This is a genomic window from Cohnella sp. 56, assembly GCF_037963805.1.
Classification (GTDB): domain Bacteria; phylum Bacillota; class Bacilli; order Paenibacillales; family Paenibacillaceae; genus Cohnella.
On the sequence record NZ_JAZDQE010000003.1, the window covers coordinates 618,185 to 637,129 of the forward strand.

Sequence of the window (18,945 nt, forward strand, 5' to 3'; positions counted from 1 at the left end):
GGGAAAAAGTACGATTGGCGGAAGGGAGACTGACGATGACCAGAAGTCCGCTTGCGATGGCGATTCATCATGTACAGATCACCATTCCGACCGGCGCGGAGGAAGATGCCAGAGCCTTCTATTGCGGCGTGCTCGGCTTGGAGGAGGTCCCGAAGCCCGAATCGCTGGCCGGACGGGGCGGCTTGTGGGTACGGACGGGCAATCTGACGCTTCATATCGGCACCGAAGACGGCGTGGATCGCGCCGCTTCGAAGGCGCATGTCGCGTACGAGGTGGGCGACGCCAAGGAAGCCTCGCGTTACCTGCAAAGCCATGGCGTCCGTATTCTGGATTCGGTGCCGATCCCCGGCTATGACCGTTTCGAGTTCCGAGATCCTTTTGGAAACCGGGCCGAATGCATCCAGCTGTTGTCAGGCGAAGGGCTGGCCAATGAACGCTAACCAAGACGGAACTGCGCTCGCATGGAAATCAGCATCGTCCGCGGATCTCAAGCTGCTGGCGGCGATGAACCGCGAGCTCATCGAGGACGAAGGCAGCGCCAATCCGATGACGGACGCCGAGCTTGAAGCGCGGATGTCAGGCTGGCTGGACTCGTCCGAGTGGACGGCGCTGCTGCTCTGCATGGGGGACGGGGACGCGGCAGGCTATGCGCTGTATCGCCGGCAGGACGACGGGGATGTCTACCTGAGGCAATACCTGATCCGCAGGCCGTACCGGCGAGCGGGCTTCGGGCTGGCGGGCATCGCGCTGCTGCGGGAGCGGCTCGGCCCGGCCTGCCGCCTGACGATCGATGTGCTGGCAGGCAATGCCCGGGGCATCGCGTTCTGGGAGAAGGCGGGCTTCGCGGCTTACAGCGTTCATATGAAAAGTAGCGTGCAGGCGACGGATTGACTGTTCAAGGCCAGTCGGCGCTCGATCCGCGCTCAGTCATCGATTGTACGGATCGCGAGCTGCGGTAGGCAGGCACAGCTCCGGTCAAATTAAAAGCGGGCAGTCCCGAATTTACGGACCCCCGCTTTTTTGCGTGCGCAAAGTTTACTTTACATACTTTTCTTCGACAATCCGCAGGTGATGCAGCTCGTGGCCGCTATTGATGCAGGCGAGCGCCAGCGCGCTGATCGGGGTGCCGTTTGCGGTGCCGATCCGCTTCCAGTCGTCCGCAGATAGACCGCGCAGCAGGGTAAGCGTCGACTCGCGGACCGCGCGATAGTCTTCGGCCAGTTGCTCGAGGCTCCATCCCTCGAAGGGTGCATTCGGCACGAGCACATCCTGATCGTAGCCCGGCAGATCCGTCTGGTCGCCGCGCGCAATGCGGAGCAGCCGATAGCTCATAATGCGCTCATTGTCGCTGATATGGCCAATGACCTGCTTCAGTGTCCACTTGTCGGGCGCATACCGGTAGTTCGCCTGTTCTTCCGTCAGTCCGGCGATCAGGCTGAGCGTGCGCGCTCTCTGCGACTCCAGAATCTCGATCAGGTCGCCTTCGGGTACGAGCGAGACGTATTGGGCCTGGTAGGGGGTGTACTCGGATACAGCTGGACGTTCGCGCACGGACTTCACTCCTATAGACTGTTATTTGATTTGAATTGCTCTGATGTTCACAGAATCTCACAATTGAAGCGCGATGTCTATGCTTGTCCAGCCTGACAGAAAAAAATGGGTCTAAATGAATTATTAAGATGTATTTCTTTCAGTTGCCCCTTATACTGAATTTATATTTTTAGGACTTCTACACTAAAATTCCACCATTTGGGGAGGCATAAAGAATTAATGAACGGGAAATTTCGCAAGTGGAAGTCGATCACGGCAACAATCGTAGCAATGCTATTGCTTGCGCAGTCGCTCGGATTCGGCGCGAATCAAGCGGCTGCGGCTCCGGCCGGAAGCCAAGCAGCGGCATCGGTTTCATTGTCCGATATCGGCGGGAGCTATGCCCGCAGCGAGATACAAGCGCTAGTTGACAGAGGCATTCTGTCCGGATTCCAGGATGGCACGTACAGGCCCAAAAACGCCATGACTCGGGCGGAGTTATCGAAGGTTTTGTCGATCGCGGCAGGACTTGAGCCAAATGCAGGTGCGGCCGCAGTCTTTGCCGATATTCCCGCTGCGGCTTGGTACAAGGGCTACGCAGGAGCGCTCGTGAGCGCAGGCATCGCGACGGGCGTAGCGTCGGACCGGTTCGATCCGAACGGACAGGTGTCGCGGGAGCAGCTTGCGGCTTTTTTTGTGAGAGCGATGGGGCTGCAGGACAAGGCCGAACAGCTTCGGTCGACGCCGGACGTATCGGACTTGTCGACTGTCGCACCGTGGGCGCTTCCTTCGGTCAAGCTCGCCTTTTCGATCGGCTTTTTGCAGGGAACGGCGGGCAAGGACGGCAGCGTCCGCTTCAATCCGAAGCAGCATGCGGATCGTCAGGCGCTGGCAAGACTTGCTTTTGAATTTGTAGAGCATCGCGGGCAATACGAGAAAAAAGCCGAGGAGCTGACAGGCCAACCGCAAGATCCGAAAACCGGAGAAACGTCCGGGGGGACTTCCGGACAGACGCCTGCTCCCGGCGGCGGGGCTGGCGGAGGCGGTTCGGGAGGCGGGGCTCCCGGCGGCGGTTCCGGCGGCGGTGGAGGCGGTGGCAGCGGCAGCGGTTCTGAGCAGCCGGCGCCATCCGTTTTGTCTGTCGTCTCTACCGGCACCGGTACGGCCGAAGTCACATTCGACAGAGCCGTGGGTGCCGTAGCTGCCGAAGACTTCGTTTTCGCACCTGCGTTGTCTGTGTCGGCCGCTTCGGTCAAGGCGGGCAACGACAAAGTGGCGGTGCTGACGACGGGCATTCAGCAGCAGGGCACGATATATGCGCTGAGCTACAAAGGCGCATCCACCGGCAAGTCGATGACCGGCGCAACGACTTTGTCGTCGATTGAACCCGGCGAATACCAGGGCGATTACCGCGTAGCCAGAGGCGTCAAGGTGTTTGGCCCTGCCTCCGGCACCGCGATTATCCGGGGCAAGCTGCAGCTTGATCCGGGCGCCGACGGCGAGCTGCTGCTTCGCAATGTGCAGGCGGATACGATCGAGGTCCTCTCCGGCGCGTCCAAGTCTGTGCACCTGAGCGGCGTCAAGGTGAGGCTGCAGCTGGTCATCAATGCGGCGGGTCAGAGCGCCAGCGTACGGATCGTCGCGGAGCAAGGCACGAGCGTCGCACAGACGAGCGTCGGCTCGGGCGCGATTCTGGAAGGAAACGGCGGCTCCCTGGGCGATATCCGTGTGGAGAGCGGGGCCGCGAACAAACAGATCAGTCTGGCGGGCGGCATTGACGGCAAGGTGACGGTGAGCGCGGACGACGCCAAGCTGAACATCGATTCGGGAGCGACCGTGGCGCTGATTGAAGTGCTGGCGGACGTGGAGCTGAATTCGGCAGGCGAGGTTGCGTCAATCGTTATCGCGGCTCCTGCCTCGGTCAAGCTGGCGGGCAAATTCGACGGTACGATCAGCGTGACGGCAGGCGATGCGAGCGTCAACGTCGGCGAGTCTGCGCAAGTGGCCTCGATCGAGCTGAAGGCGAGCGCGATACTGCTGGTGAACGGCCGGCTCGATTCCTTGCAATCTTCCGACGCCAATCTCTTTATCCAGCTCTCCGGCTCGCGTGCCAATGCGTTGGCGCAGCAGGCCGCCTCAAGCGCGGCGGCGGCGATTGCCAAGCTTCCGGGCGTTTCTGGATTGAAGCTGGGCGACCGCTTCAGCGTCAGGGAGGCGCGCGCCAAGACGACAGGCGCATGGCTGCTCGAGCCCGCCGCCGAGATCGTCGGTCTGGACAAGCTCGTCGCAGCGGAGGGCACGATCAAGCAGCTTGCGGCCGCCGCGTTCAATGAGGCAGTACAGGCGTTGCCGCAGGATGTGTGGCTCGACGACCGCGACAATCTCAGAGGGAAGCTCAAGACGGCCGAGGAAGCGCTGCGTCTGGCGCGGGAGGAAGAGCAGGTGCCGGATGCGCTGCTGACGGGCCTCGCCCGGTTGTCCGGCGCACAATTCGATCTCCGCTTCCTCGATCAGCTCGCCCAGATGATCGCGGATGCCAACGCTGCGCTTGCCAAGCTCCCCGACGCTGCGACGATCGATGCCGACGGGATCGCGCAGACGCGGTGGCTCGTGAACGAAGCGGAGCGGACGATGAGGCGGGCCCAGGATAACGGCGCTACCAGTAAAAACTTTGTCGGCATCGATCGCTACGTTGCGACGAGAGACCGACTCGTGGAGCTAGAAAAGAAGCTGGACAGCAATGCGCAATTCGCAGTCTCCGTCCAGGTAGAGCTGATGAAGCTGGCCTCGTTCGAACGGATCTCGCTGTCCGACCGCACTTATATCGAGTGGCTGCGCGGCAGTGTCGACACCGCGATCTTGTTCGGCGCAATCCCGCCCACGCTGGAAGCTCTGTCCGTGCTGAACGCCGCGGAGGCCAGGCTCAAGGAGCTAGAGGTGCAGAAAAACACGGCCGTGCAAGCTGCGATCCAGGCGATCGCTGCGCTGCCCGCCGCAGCCGAGCTGAAGCTGCAGCAGGCCGGGGCCGTCAGCGATGCCCAGACCAAGGCGACGGCCGCGATCCAGCTCGGCGCGACGGCGTCTGACATGTCCGGGATGGACAAGCTGACCGCGCTGACAGCCCGGCTGACCGAACTGCAAAACATAAAGGCAGATCTGGTGAAGGCTGCGCTGGCGGCGATCGCTGCCTTGCCTTTGCCGGACAAGCTCAAGCCTGCCGATATTCCGGCCTTGCAGCTGGCAAGATCCAAAGTCCAGGCCGCTCTTGAAGGAGGCGCCGCCGAGACGGACATCTCCAACCTGGCCAAGCTGAAGGCGGGAGAGTCCCGGCTGAGCGCGCTCCAGCAGGCACAGGCGGCGAGCGATGCGATCGCAGCTCTGCCCGAAGCCGGGCAACTGACGCTTGGCGACAGCGGCAAGGTCGCCGAAGCGCGAGCCAAGGCTTCCGCTGCGCTGGCGCTGCCGGGTATTACGGCCGAGCATATCCCGAGCCTGGCCAAGCTGGTGGCTGCGGAGGCGCGGATCGCAGAATTGACAGCCTTCAAGGCTGAAAAGACGCAGCTCGCGTCCGCGGCGATCGGCAAGCTGCCGGCGGCGAGCGCGGTGTCGGCGTCCGACGGGCAGCTCATTCTGACAGCCCGGCAGGCGGTGAATGAGGCGCTGTCCGCAGGTGCGGTACGCCAAGAGATTGGCGGCATGGACAAGCTCGAAGCCGTCGAGGCGGCGTTTGCCGGACTGGCGGAGACAGCCGAGCCGCTGATCGCGGCGCCGGCATACAGCGGCGCCCTCCTGCTGACCGGCACAGCGGAAGCCGGCGCGACGATTAAGGCCGATGCGGGCGGCAAGACGGCCACGGCGCTTGCTCAAGCCGACGGACAGTTTTTCCTGTACGACGGTTCCATTATACTGGCAGCGGGAGACCGGATCACGGTCACGGCGCAGGCGCCAGGCAAAAAGCCAAGCTCAGCTATTGCAATGACGGCCAAGGGCGTTCAAGGTCGGACTGCGGCGCCGACCGCCCGTACGTCGTACGAGGGGGACTGGTTCCTCGGCGTCACGACGCGCTCCGATGCGACGCTCTATCTGTTGGACCGCTCGGGCAAGATGGTGGCCCACTACGAGGCAGCCTCCGCAGCAGAGATCGATAGCGCATATGTGTATCTCTATCCGGCCGACGGTACTCCGTTGCCCGCAGGTGAGCTGAGGCTGTATGCGCGGTCGCCGGGTCAGGCGCCGAGTGTGCCCGTGAGCGTAGAGGTGGGAGCCGTCGCGGAGAAGCTGACTGCCCAACCGATTGTCGACAGCGAGGTTTACGATAGCGACGATTGGATGGAGATCAGGACGGAGCCGTATGCCATCGTTCGCGTATCGGGCGGCGACGGGGATCGCAAAGCGTTCGCCGAGGCAGGCGCGGAAGGACTCGTCTATGTCGACTTGCAGGTATTTACCGAAGACAACCGTCTGACACTGCAGTCCAAGGCGCCCGGCAAGCGCGCCGGCGAGCCGCTCACGGTACCGTTGCTGCATGCTGTCGCGAAGGCTGCCGCTCCGGTCGTGACGGGACAATCCGGAGCAGGTTATCTTCTGATCGAAGGCAGACTCGATCCGGCATCGTCGCTTGAGTTTGATGAATCGGTATCCTACGCTGTCGCGCGGGCGTCCGACGATCATTTTTACGCGGCGGTCGCCAGACGCATGAACCCGGGCGACACGATCACGATCCGCGCCCGCCAGCACGGCAAGCTGCCGAGCGATCCTGTCACAGTCCGCGTCGCCGAGGAATTGCCGAAGGCGGCCAAGCCGCAGGCTGTAGAGGACCCGGTCGCAGGCGGGTTCTATATTAATTTGAAAAACGAAAACATGTACCGGTTGACGGTCATCGAGCGATCGGACGGATCGATAGCGACATGGAATCTGGACAGCGACTGGTCGAGCGGTTCGTCGCGCTGGTATATGGAACCTTCGGACATGCTGGAGGGTTCCAGGCTGAACGTGACGTCGACCGTGATCGGCGCGTCGACCAGCGAGGCGTTGGCGTTAACGGCCCGTTCGCCCGATGAAGTGCTCCCCGGCCCTAAGATTGAAGGGGCATATTACGGGGACGGCGTACTGTGGGTACGGGCCATGACGGTACCGCGCGCAACCTTGCGCATCACAGTCGGGAACAGTGGGTTTCAATGGGAAGCTGACGAAAATGGCCTTGTTGATAACTATGCGTATATGGATGGCAATCCCGACGCCATCGTTCATATGCAAGTCCAGACAGCCGGTCGCGCGCTCAGCAAGATCGCAGAGGCGCAGCTCCAGGTACCGGCCACCGCCGCCGCCACGCCGGTTATTACAAGCCCCGTGTACGCGGACAGCACCTATGTGCGCGGTCGGGCTTCGGCAGGCGACCTGCTCGTGGCCACGACGTCCGATGGCCTCATGATCGGCGAAGGACGCGCCGCGTCGGACGGCAGCTGCCAGATTTATCTCTTCGATTTTTATCGTCATTTATGGCCGGCTGGCAGCACGATCGAGATTCGTGCGATCGGCTTCGGCCGACAGGCCAGCGATGCCGTCAGCGTCCTCGTAGAGCCGCTCGTCGGGCAGACGGGCAGCCCGGTCGCTTTGAACGAGCTGTACGAAGGCTCGTTCGAGCTTCGCGCCAGCGCAGAGCCGAATGCGACCGTCCGGCTGAAGGACCAGAGCGGCCGTCTGCTTGCCGCCAGCAGCGGCGGCGATGATGGCCGGGTCTATTTCAGCCTTGAAAATGTGCAGTTTCATGCCGGCGACACGTTGTACCTGACGGCCGACATATCAGGCAAGGCGGAGAGCGATCCGACATCTATCGTCGTACTCGCAAATAACGGTGTCACCGAATTGACGGTGACGTCAGGCGGCTTTTATACGAACGGCTTCGTGATAAAAGGGACGACTGCGCCCCATGCACGGCTTAAGCTCGTGATCGACAGCAGCAGCTACGGCACTTACGCAGACGATGCCGGCAAATTCAGGATGGACAGTGTGGGCTATTGGCGCGACATTCCGGCAGGACAGAGCGCGTATCTGATCGCGATAGCCGACGGCTGGGCGCGCAGCGAACCCGTTGCGTTTACGGCCATGCCGCCTGCGGGGACGACGGACCAACCGGTCCTCGATGCCGTTAGCGCCGTCTATGAAGACGGTTGGATCATCCGGGGGGAAGCGGCTCCGAATACGATCGTCAAGCTGGCGAAGCAGGACGGCACCACGCTGTACTGGCAGAGCGGCACGAGTGCGGACTTCATGTTCTATGATGACGAGGGCGGTTTGAAGGCGGGGAGCAAAGTTCAATTGACGGCGTTAACGCCGGGCAAGCTGGAGAGCGAACCGGTAGTTATGGAGGTACAGCCGCTGAACGGCAAGACAGACGTCGGTGTACTGCCCAAGCTGGACGAAGGATCGCTGAGCTGGATCGGTCAAGCGCAGCCGTATAGCCGGGTCACGATTACCAATGCTGCCGGACAGACAGTCGCTTCCGCCCATACGTATTCGTCAACTAATTATTTCATGAATCTGTTCGGAGACGGGAAGCCGCTAAGCGCGAGCCAGACCTACAGCCTGACGGCCGATACGATCGGCAAGGCGCCTTCCGACACAGTCCCGCTCTCGATCGGGCAGGCGAGCGGTACGACTGCGATCGCTTCCGTTTCTTCATCGATTTTGAACCGGGAGTTTCAATTGACCGGACTTACCGACCCTTGGGCCACAGTCATGCTTCTTTACCCTGAAGGTTCCGGCTCTACGTGGACAACGGCAAATGAGGAGGGACGGTATTACCTGGAGGGCTATTGGAGCGGAGCGGCCGATGCAGTCTTTAAGCTTGTGGCGGCTGCGCCAGGCAAATATAGGAGCGATATCAGCGCGGTCATCCTGACGCCGGGCAGCTCTACAATGAAGCCGGTGCTCATGAAGGACTCCGTCATCACCGAGGAAGGCTTCGATCTGATCGGTTCAGTGGAGCCGGGATCAAGCTTGCAGCTTCAGTCGGCCGATGGACGTGTGCTGGCCGAATCGGGCACATGGTCGAATGACGTCTTCCGCTGGACATCTTCCCAATCGCTGCCGGTGGGACCGGCGCGTCTGATCGCGACAGTGCGCGGGAAGTCCCCGAGCGAGTCCGTCACGCTCGAGATTGCTCCATTGTCCGGCAAGACCAAACCGATAGCATTGCGCGACCTTTCGTTCACGCCGGCTACACTGAACCTGCGGGGAACGGGCGAGCCGGACAGCCAAGCATTTTTAGTGAATGACCAAGGAGAACAGATTGCCTTCGGATACGTCAATTACGACGGGTATTTTTATATGGATCTGCTCCATCCGCTGCAGCCGATTCAGGCTGGCGGCACATACGAGCTGTATGCCAAGGCGACAGGCAAGCAGCCGAGCGAGCGCCAGGCAATCGTGGCGGAGCCGGCATCAGGCCAGACGGAATTGCAGGTCGACGAACATCGGATTTATGAGAAAAGCTACCTGGTGTCCGGACGAGCCGCGATCGGCACGGAAATTGTCCTGCAGCTCGGGACCGGCACGACCTCGACGACCGTGACGGACGGTACGTTCAAGCTGAGCACATCCCCCTCGTATGAGGGCTTGCCGGCGAATAGCGGCGTGACGTTGTACGCTGCCGAGCCGGGGAGAGAAAGAGCCGTCCACATGTTCGTTGTCGAGACAGGTCAGGACAGGACGCCAGCTCCGAGTGTGCTGCACGCTGTCTACGCGGGGGATCGGACGATGGATCTCCTGAAGAATGGGGATATCGCGTTGTACACGCTCAGGTTGAACGGCGGAGCAGAATACACGGTCTTTCCGAGTGCCGACTTCGGCTCCTTTGTTCGCATCGGGTTGCCTGGCGACTTCCTGCTTCAGGAGGGCGACGAGCTGACGATCGCGGCGACGCTGATCGGGATGCTGCCGAGCGAACAGGTCAAGACTCGCGTGCAGGCGGTCAGCGGTCAGACGGCAGCACCGGCGTCCGTACGAGAATTGTTCGACAGCTCGCTTGATTTTGTAGGACGCGCAGAACCAGGGGCTTGGGTGACGCTGAGCAATGCTTCGGGTATGATCCTGACGCAGGGCGGCGCGCAAGAGAAAGACGGATACTTTTATTTTGGCTTCTACCCGTCTATCCATTTGAAAGCGGGAGAAACCTACAAAGTTGTCGCCCAGCTGCCGGGCCGGCAAGCCAGCGAACCGCTGCTGCTGCAACCCAAAGCTGCCGCTGATGCAGTTACCTCTCTTGAGCTGACAAGCAAGAGCATCAACGCTGCGGGATTCTGGCTGCAGGGGAAAACGGAGCCGGGGGCAATCGTCATGTTCAGGACCGGCAACGGCTCCTATTCGACGACCGCCGATAGTGCGGGCGACTTCGCGATGAGCAGCATGACAGCCCGTCTGAACCCTGCGGCTGCGATGGAACTGATCGCAGTCGCGCCGGGTATGCAGAGGAGCCAGGCGATCCCGCTAGCGTTCGACCCGGTGTCATAAATATTGGCGGAGATGGACATCGTATAATTCCGAGGCAGGATTGTGACAAAGTTGTTACGACGCCAGATTCGGACTTGCGCCGGGCGGCGCTTATGGCTAACATAGAGGATACTGGGAAAGTTATGAGATAAGGGAGGACAACCCATGTTTCTCGCGGAAAATGCGGCTGAATCCGCAAGCACGTTCGCGGTATTCGACATTTTCATGGTTATCATCACGGTTCTGATCATCGTCGGACTCGTGCGGCTGGTTATGCAGCGCGGCAACAAGAACATTTTCGCCATCGGATTCACGGCGGTGTCCCTGATCGTGTTCCTGATTGCGGACGCGAAGATGGTCAGCGGCTGGTAAGCGGCCGGGCACAACCCCAACTATTATCCAAGGACAAGAGGACCGACATTCCGTCGGTTCTCTTTTTTTGAATTCGACATATTATGACATTATCTCCGATATCGCCGGAGCGTCGATTCTGCTATTGTGAATAGGTATTTACTTACTGAACGAGGGGAAGCTGGGGAGCGGATTGTTCAACAGATTAAACGGCAAAGCGGCGATCTGCGCCGCATTTTTTTCGTTCGGGGTGCTGACGGCCGGTTCGGCGATTGCGGCCGCGCCGGCGGCCAGCAGTGTCAGCCTCCCGGTCAAGGTCATCGGCGGCGAAGTGTATGTCAAAGCCACCGCCATGACTGCGGCGCTTGGCGGCGCCGGGACGTACGACAAGGCGAGCCAGACGTACAAGTATACGCCTGCGGACGTGCCGTCCGTCATCAGGCAGGTCGCGCCGAGCGTCGTCGCCATCATTGGCAAGCCGGACACCGAGGGCGGCCGGTTCGCATTGGCTCACGGGACGGGCGTCATCATCAAATCGGATGGATTAATCGTCACGAATGCTCATGTCGTGCAGGACATGACGCGGATCGTCGTCGTCACGGCGGATGGCAAGGAGTATGCAGGTACGCGCAAGCAGGTCGACACGACCAGCGATCTGGCGCTTGTGCAGATCAAGGCAAGCGGACTCAAGCCCGCGAAGTTTGCGGCTTCGCCGCTCAAGGTGACGGTCGGCGAGACGGCGATCGCCATTGGCACGCCGGTGTCCTTTTCGCTGCGCAACACGGCTACGGTCGGGGTCATCAGCGGGCTGAACCGGTCCGTCTCCGACGACTACAACCTGATCCAGACCGATGCGGCGATCAATCCGGGCAACAGCGGCGGTCCGCTCGTGAACATGAAGGGCGAGGTCGTCGGCATCAACTCCATGAAGTTCGTCGACGTCGACATCGACAGCATGGGCTTCGCCATTCCGGCGGACACGGTCCAATACGTGTTGAATCAATTCGCCAAGTACGGCAAGGTCATGCGGCCTTCGCTCGGCCTGGAGCTCGAGGAGAGCTGGTCCGCCGTCGTCGGGCTGCCCACCGAAGAGCCGATGACCGTCACCGCTGTCGTCTCCGCCGAGGCGCAGGCCGCCGGCTTCAAGGTCGGCGATCAGATTTACGCGGTCGGAGGCAAGCAGATTGCCACGCTTGTGGAGCTGAGCGAGCTGCTCAAGTCTTATCTGCCCGGCGGGAAGATCGGCGTCACCGTATTGGCGGACGGGGATCTCGTGACCCGGCAGGTCGTATTATCCAAGAGTTTGTCTCAATAAAAAGGAGCCTAATCCACTTATGTCTAATTCGAGGAACTTATTGAATTCTAAGTTTTTCCTGTCCCTCCTGCTCGTCATGACGCTTGCGATCTCCTCCGCCACGGCAGCCTTCGCAGCGACGGGCACGGCTGCCGCGACGACGCAGGTCGTCATTAAGCTGAAGCTCGGCAGCGGTCAGATGACGGTGGACGGCGTCGCATCGGCCGTACAGCCGCCGTTCCAGAAAAGCGGCGTCACCTTTATCCCGCTCAGCGTCCTGACCAAAGGAATCGGCGCGCAGCTGCAGCTGACCGACAACAAAAAGATGACGCTGACGCATAATGCCGGCCTCCAAGTCGTCCTCACAACGGGCAGCAAGGACGCATATGTCAACAGCGTGCAAAAAACGCTGCCGGCCGCGCCAGTCGCCGTCAAGGGCGTCATGATGGTGCCGCTGCGGGCGGCCGAGCTGCTGGGCGCCAAGGTCGCGTACACGGCGTCGACCAAGGAGATTGTCATCAAGGGCCCCCGCGCTGCGGCGGCTGTCGGCGGCAAGGGCAGCATCGACACCGATGCCGGCAAGTCCAAGATCGGCGACAGCTACTTCCAGTGGTCGATGAATTATCCGACGGGGCTGGCGCAGGACTATCAGTCGGGTACCGGTGATTTTATTTCTTTTCAGGATGTGAAGAAAGATTACTACCTGGGGATATCCGTCGACGAGGCGGAGGACCCGCTGGACGCCCAGGAACAAAAGGATCGTCTCAAGAACTATGTCGACAATGAGACGGTGCTTAACGTCAAGGAAATCGCGCTGCCGATGGGCAAATTCCAGACGATGGTTACCAAGGACCCGGCAAACGGCTTTTACTACGAATACAGAGGGATTCAGGCGAATGACCGCTTCTATGTGGTAATGTTCGGCAAAAAGGCCAAAGCGGCCTCGGAGCTGACCGCCAACGCGGCGCTGCTGGGCAGCTTCGCACCCAAGTTCGACGCGGGGAACAAGGCGCTGAAGGATCTGAGCAAGGTCAAAAACGGCATCGTCACCTATAAAAACGAGGACTACGGCCTCACTGTCCAACTGCCGCCGGAATGGAAGGAAGGCTACACCGACGGCAAGATCAGCTATTACCGCGGCGATGCTTCGATCTCCTTCCAGGTCAACTCGCTCAAAGCGGGCGATTCGCTGGAAGCCTGGTACAAACGCGAGTCCGAGGCGCTCGTGAACCGCATCGCGGAGAAGTACCGGGAGCCGCTCGAGGCGACGGATATCCAGTGGAACGGCGTGCCGGCCAAGCTCGTCAAGCTCGCCTCCAGCGAGGACGGCACAACCTGGATGGATGCTTACAGCATTATGGCCGTCAAGGGCGACTACAAGTATGAGACCTACTTCAGCTATGAGCGGGATATGCCGAAGCTGAACGCAGCCGATATCGTCAGCAAGCTTCGCACCGGCATGACGGTCAATTTTGCCAAGGTAGAGAAGACGTTCGGACAGGTGCCGGACCCTTACGATGATATCGATCAGACCAAGACTGTCGTCAAAACAAGCAAAAAATACGGATATAGCGTAACGGTTCCGAGCGAGTGGATGAACACCGCTTACGGCACGAGCGTCAATGTCGACATGGAGCGGGAGATCGCCAACTTTTACGGGACGGGCATTAATCTGACGATCGCCATGGAGAAGGGCTCAGCGATGGAGGGCTATCCGGAATATATGGTGAAGACCTATACAAGCTCGGGCCTGTTGAAGCTGGACAGTCGCACCGACGTCACGCTGGCAGGCGTGCCCGCCGTCAAGCTGGCGCTGTCTCAGAACGTCGCTTCTACCGCCGGCGGCAAAATCACGTCTTACCTGATGGAGAAAAACGGCGGCATCTATCTGATCCAGGTGGTTCTTAATGACGCTGCGGCTACGGAGTTCAATCAGAAGCTGATTGACGATGCGGTCGCTTCGTTCAAATTCAACGGTTAACGGCCGGTACGATCCGGCCGGCAGCGGCGCCTCTGCGAGCATGCAGGGCGTCGCTTCTTTGTTGACGGCTGCAATTTCCTTTGGTCCTGGGTGCCGGCTTTGCTATACTAATAGAGAGAACGCCGCCCGGAGGCGGCATGGAGGTTAAGCGTACATGAGCAATCAAGCCGCAGTGCGGCGTGAAGATATAGAGCTGCTGGCTCCCGCCGGAGACTGGGAATGCATGCGCGCGGCCGTCGCGAACGGCGCGGACGCAGTGTTTTTCGGCGTGGAGAAGTTCAACGCGCGGGCGCGCGCGAACAATTTTAAGATGGACGAGCTGCCGGAGATTATGGCGTTCTTGCACCGTTACGGCGTCAAGGGTTTCCTCACCTTCAACATCCTCGTGTTCGAGGACGAGCTGAGGAATGCGCAGGAACTCGTCGAGGCATGCATCAATGCCGGCGTGGATGCGGTCATCGTGCAGGATCTCGGCCTCGTCAAGCTGATCCGCGAGATCTCGCCGGACTTCCCGATCCACGGCTCGACACAGATGACGATCACCTCGCCGGAGGCGGTCGAGTTCACCAAGCCGTTCGACATGGAGCGGGTCGTGCTCGGACGGGAGAACAACCTCAAGCAGATCGCCAAGATCGGCGAGCAGGCGAAGCTGCCGATGGAGGTATTCGTGCACGGTGCGCTGTGCGTCTCGTACTCGGGCCAGTGCCTGACGAGCGAGATGTGGGGCGGCCGCTCCGCGAACCGCGGCGAGTGCGCGCAGGCTTGCCGCCTGCCGTACGACCTGATGGTCGACGGCGAGCACAAGCCGATGGGCAACATCGCCTACCTGCTGTCGCCCAAGGATCTGGCGGCGATCGACATCATGCCGGAGCTGATCGAAGCCGGCGTCACGTCGTTCAAGATCGAGGGGCGCCTCAAGAGCCCTGAGTACGTGGCCAACGTCGTGAGCAAGTACCGCAGCGCCATCGACAAGTACTTCGCGGGCCAGAATGCGCGGCCGTCCGAGGAGGAAGTTCGCGAGCTGCAGCAGAGCTTCTCGCGCGGGTTCACGCACGGCTTCCTCGAAGGGACGAACAACAAGCAGCTCGTCGAGGGCACGTTCCCGAAGAGCCGGGGCGTGTACCTGGGCCGCGTGGAGCGGGTGACGCGCGACAGCGTCGTCTGTCTGCTCGAGGCGCCACTCAAGCGCGGAGACGGCCTCGTGTTCGACGCCGGCGACCCGACCAAGAAGGAAGAGGGCGGCCGCGTCTACGACCTGCGCCGCGGCAAGGCGAAGCTCGAGGGCGAAGTCGCGCAGGGCGGCGAGATCGAGATCGTCATGGGCCGCAACGACGTCGACCTGACCAAGCTCCACGTCGGCGACCGCATCTGGAAGACGAGCGACCCGGCGCTCGACCGCCGCCTCCGCACGACGTTCGAGACGGACAAGCCGTACCGCACTTTCCCGGTGTCCGTCACCGTATCGGGCCGCGAGGGCGAGCCGCTGCGCACGATCTGGACCGACACGCAGAAGAACACGACTGTCGTCGTCCAGTCCGATATGCCGCTCGAGCGCGCCATGAATCGCCCGCTCGGCCGCGAGGTGCTGGAGGAGCAGCTCGGCCGTCTCGGCGGCTCGCTCTATCACCTCGGCGAGCTGACTGTGACGCTCGAGGGCGACGTCATCGTGCCCAAGAGCGAGCTGAACCGTATCCGCCGCGAAGCGGTAGTGCAGCTCGAGCCGCTGCGCGACCGCCCGCCGGTGTACGCGAAGCGCGAGGTCGACGCCTACGGCGATGCGCCGCATCCGGCGCCGTCCGTACTTGAAGCGGGCGGCGGACGGCTGACCGTGCTGTGCCGCACGTTGGAGCAGGTGCAGGCGGCCGTAGAGACGGACGCCGCGATGATCTACGCGGACTTCGAGTTCATCAAGCAGTTCCCGGACGCGATCGCGGTCTGCCGCGCGGCGGGCAAGCCGATCGCGCTGGCGACGCCGCGCATCCACATGCCCGGCGAGAACGGCTACCACCGCAACATTCTGAAGCTCGCCCCGGACGCGGTGCTCGTGCGCAACACGGGGGCGCTGTACTTTTACCTGAAGGAACGGATGGAGAATCCGGGCGCCAAGCATCCGACGCTCATCGGCGACTTCTCGCTGAACGTGGCGAACCACAAGACGGTCGAGCTGTTCCGCGAGGCGGGACTCGACTGGGTGACGCCGTCGTACGATCTGAACGTCCAGCAGATGGTAGACATGCTGCGCCTGTCGGACACGTCGCGGCTCGAGCTTGTCATCCACCAGCATATGCCGATGTTCCACACGGAGCACTGCGTGTACTGCACGTTCATGAGCGAAGGGACGGACTTCACCAACTGCGGCCGGCCGTGCGAGGAATCCCGCGCATCGCTGCGCGACCGGATCGGGTTCTCGCATCCGGTACGGGTCGACGAGGGCTGCCGCAACACGGTGTACAATGCGATCGAGCAGTCCGGCGCGGAGTATCTGACGACGTTCCAGGAGCTCGGCGTGCCGTCGTACCGGGTCGAATTCCTCGAGGAGGACGCGGCCAAGGTGCGCGAGGTGCTGGCGCTGTACCGCGCGGCGATGCAGGGCCGGATCAGCGGCACCGAGGTATGGAAAAAGCTGAAGGCGATCAACCAGCTCGGCGTGACGCGGGGACAACTGGTCAAGTAAACAAGATGCCATATATGCCGCCGGGGGGAGGTTCCCCTGGCGGCTGCTTTTTTTACCCGGCCGTTTTGACATTAAATTTACATGCCGTTAATCATCGCCGCATTCTCCCGTGCGCGCACGATGGTACAATGAATGCACGATGCAGGAGCGAGCGGCTGCTGCAAGCGCGCATCGCCGAGCGGACGGCGCATCCATAACGATCAGAGTCGGAGGAGGCTTCTTAATATGAAAATCGCGGTAATCGGCGCAGGCATCGTGGGACTGGCGACGGCGGCGGGGTTTGCGGACCTCGGTCATGAGGTATGCTGCTACGATATCGACAAGGAGAAGCTGGAGCGGATCGCCGCCGGCCAGCTGCCTTATCTGGAGCCGGGGCTCGCGGAGCTGACGAAGCGGGGGCAGGAGACGGGACATCTCCGCTTCGGAAGCGGATCGCTGCCGCTGCCGGGCGACGCGCAGGTGGTGTTCATCGCGGTCGGCACGCCTGCGGGGGACGATGGAGAGATGAGGTTGACGCAGCTGTGGGACGCGGTCGAGCGGCTTGATGCCTGGCCGGCCGGATCGCGGACGGTCATCGCGATCAAGAGCACGGTGCCCGTCGGCACGGCCGAGCGGCTGGAGGCGCGGCTGCGGGCGCGCCTGCCTGCCGGCTGCGCCGTCGACGTCGCGTCCGCCCCGGAATTCATGCGCGAGGGCTTCGCGGTACAGGACTTCGGCGCGCCGACGCGCATCGTCATCGGCTCGGCTTCGCCGGAGGCGGCCGAGACGCTGGAGCGGCTTCACGCAGGGCTGTCTGCCCCGATCGTCCATACGGACCGGCGGAGCGCGGAGCTGGCCAAGCTGGCGGCCAACGCGGCGCTCGCCATCAAGATCTCCTACGCCAACGAGATGGCTGCGCTCGCGGAGCAGACCGGGGCCGACTACCCGGACATCGCCCGCATCTTGGGGCTCGATCCGCGCATCGGCCCGGACTGCCTCGGGGCCGGGCTCGGCTACGGCGGCTCCTGCCTGCCCAAGGATACGCGCGCGCTCGTGCGGCTCGCGAGCGAAGCGGGCGCGCCGCAGACGCTGGCCGCCGCCGCCGTCCGCGCCAACGCGGCGCTGCCGCTGCGCATGGCGCGCAAGCTCGAGTCCGCGCTCGGCGGCCTGTCGCGGCGCCGGGTCGCGCTGCTCGGCCTCGCCTTCAAGCCCGGCACGGCCGATCTGCGCGAGGCGCCGTCGCTGCGGCTCGTCGCCGTGCTCAAGAAGCGCTATCCCGGCATCGCGCTGACCGCGTACGATCCCGCCGCCGAAGGCGGCGCCATGAAGCGTCAGCTGCCGCCGGGCCTGGCGCTGTGCGCGACGGCCGAGGAGGCGCTGCGCGGCGCGGATGCCGCGATCGTCGTGACCGAATGGCCGGCTTTCCGCAAAATTTCGGCAGAAGACTACAAAAGCTGGATGACCCGGCCTATAATATTAGATGGGCGCAATTGCCTGGACGCCGACGCTTTGAACGCGGACGGGGTCGTATGCATCGGGGTCGGGCGCTTGCCTTGCGCGCCTGCCGTATCGCCTATGACACCTGTACCGCACGACGCATCGGTTCCGTCCGAGCCGCTTGAGCCCGTCATTTCGACCGGAATGACCTATTTTCGCGACGAGGATCGTGAATTATACGGTTAGCCGACAGATAGAGAGGATGCCTGTCTCATGAAAGTCCGCAAGGCCATCATACCCGCAGCGGGTCTCGGCACCCGCTTCCTGCCTGCCACGAAGGCGATGCCGAAGGAAATGCTGCCGATCATCGACAAGCCCGGCATTCAATATATTGTCGAGGAAGCCGTCGCTTCCGGCATCGAGGACATCATCATCGTCACCGGCAAAGGCAAGCGCGCGATCGAGGATCACTTCGACAGCTACTACGAGCTTGAGGAGAACCTGCGCCAGAAGGGCAAGTTCGACCTGCTCTCCGAGGTGCAGCATGCGAGCGAGCTCACCGATATTCACTACATCCGTCAGAAGGAAGCCAAGGGTCTCGGCCATGCCATCTGGTGCGCGCGCAACTTCATCGGCGACGAGCCGTTCGCCGTGCTGCTCGGCGACGATATCGTCCGCTCCGAGACGCCGTGTCTCAAGCAGATGATAGACGTTTACGATGAGGTGAAGAGCAGCGTGCTCGCGGTCAAGCGCGTGCCGGAGGAGGAGATCTCCCGCTACGGCATCGTCGATCCTGCGGAGGGCGCCGATCTCGGACGGGATGTCATCCCTGTCAGGGGCGTCGTCGAAAAGCCCGCAGCGGACCGCGCGCCGTCGAACATCGCGATTATGGGCCGCTACATCTTGACGCCTGCCATCTTCGGGCTGCTCGAGACGCAGGATACCGGCGCCGGCGGCGAGATCCAGCTGACCGATGCCATCTTCCGGCTGCTCCAGCAGGAGCCCGTATACGCCTATGCGTTCGAAGGCGATCGCTACGACACGGGAGAGAAGCTCGGCTATCTCAAGACGATCGTCGACTTCGCGCTGGACCGCCCGGATCTCGGCGACGCGTTCAAGGCGTATATCGAGAGCAAGCTGCGCAGATAGCGAGGCTTCGCCTGCGCCTGTTCGTCGGCACCACCACAGCAACGCCATATCGATCTATAA

10 protein-coding genes are annotated in these 18,945 nt (G+C 61.9%); 9 read left to right on the forward strand and 1 reads right to left on the reverse strand.

Annotated elements, in window-relative coordinates:
• Window positions 1–35: 35 nt before the first annotated feature.
• Together VQ071_RS08250 and VQ071_RS08255 are read left to right on the forward strand one after the other, a co-directional pair.
• Complete coding sequence (locus tag VQ071_RS08250) at window positions 36–440, forward strand: VOC family protein (RefSeq protein WP_340513431.1); 405 nt, start codon at window positions 36–38, stop codon at window positions 438–440.
• Window positions 430–891 (forward strand): GNAT family N-acetyltransferase, encoded by a 462-nt coding sequence (locus tag VQ071_RS08255; RefSeq protein WP_340513432.1) that lies wholly within the window; start codon window positions 430–432, stop codon window positions 889–891. Before VQ071_RS08250 ends, VQ071_RS08255 begins: the two co-directional genes overlap by 11 nt.
• 144 nt (window positions 892–1,035) lie before the next feature.
• Here VQ071_RS08255 and VQ071_RS08260 read toward each other — a convergent pair whose 3' ends face one another.
• Entirely contained in the window at window positions 1,036–1,551 is a 516-nt protein-coding gene (locus tag VQ071_RS08260) for a DinB family protein (protein ID WP_340513434.1), read from the reverse strand.
• 219 nt (window positions 1,552–1,770) lie between these two features.
• On the opposite strand from VQ071_RS08260, the gene VQ071_RS08265 reads away from it, so the two are divergent.
• The 7 genes from VQ071_RS08265 to galU all read left to right on the forward strand — a co-directional run bounded on the left by VQ071_RS08265 (window position 1,771) and on the right by galU (window position 18,885).
• Window positions 1,771–10,041 (forward strand): S-layer homology domain-containing protein, encoded by an 8,271-nt coding sequence (locus VQ071_RS08265; RefSeq protein ID WP_340513435.1) that lies wholly within the window; start codon window positions 1,771–1,773, stop codon window positions 10,039–10,041.
• Between the two features lie 144 nt (window positions 10,042–10,185).
• On the forward strand, window positions 10,186–10,392 hold the full coding sequence (locus VQ071_RS08270) for a hypothetical protein (RefSeq protein WP_340513437.1): 207 nt from the start codon (window positions 10,186–10,188) through the stop codon (window positions 10,390–10,392).
• A 172-nt stretch (window positions 10,393–10,564) separates the two neighbouring features.
• A complete protein-coding gene (locus VQ071_RS08275; protein ID WP_340513438.1) occupies window positions 10,565–11,686 on the forward strand; it encodes a S1C family serine protease in 1,122 nt (373 codons plus the stop codon).
• Between the two features lie 19 nt (window positions 11,687–11,705).
• Window positions 11,706–13,646 carry a stalk domain-containing protein gene (locus VQ071_RS08280; RefSeq protein WP_340513439.1) on the forward strand — a complete coding sequence of 647 codons (1,941 nt, stop codon included), beginning with the start codon at window positions 11,706–11,708 and terminating at the stop codon, window positions 13,644–13,646.
• Between the two features lie 154 nt (window positions 13,647–13,800).
• Window positions 13,801–16,320, forward strand: coding sequence for a U32 family peptidase (locus tag VQ071_RS08285; protein ID WP_340513440.1), 2,520 nt, complete (start codon window positions 13,801–13,803; stop codon window positions 16,318–16,320).
• A gap of 225 nt (window positions 16,321–16,545) precedes the next feature.
• Window positions 16,546–17,982 carry a UDP-glucose dehydrogenase family protein gene (locus VQ071_RS08290; RefSeq protein WP_340513442.1) on the forward strand — a complete coding sequence of 479 codons (1,437 nt, stop codon included), beginning with the start codon at window positions 16,546–16,548 and terminating at the stop codon, window positions 17,980–17,982.
• 27 nt (window positions 17,983–18,009) lie between these two features.
• Window positions 18,010–18,885: a UTP--glucose-1-phosphate uridylyltransferase GalU gene (gene galU, locus VQ071_RS08295; RefSeq protein ID WP_340513443.1), complete on the forward strand. Its 876-nt coding sequence runs from the start codon at window positions 18,010–18,012 to the stop codon at window positions 18,883–18,885.
• Window positions 18,886–18,945 lie beyond the last annotated feature (60 nt).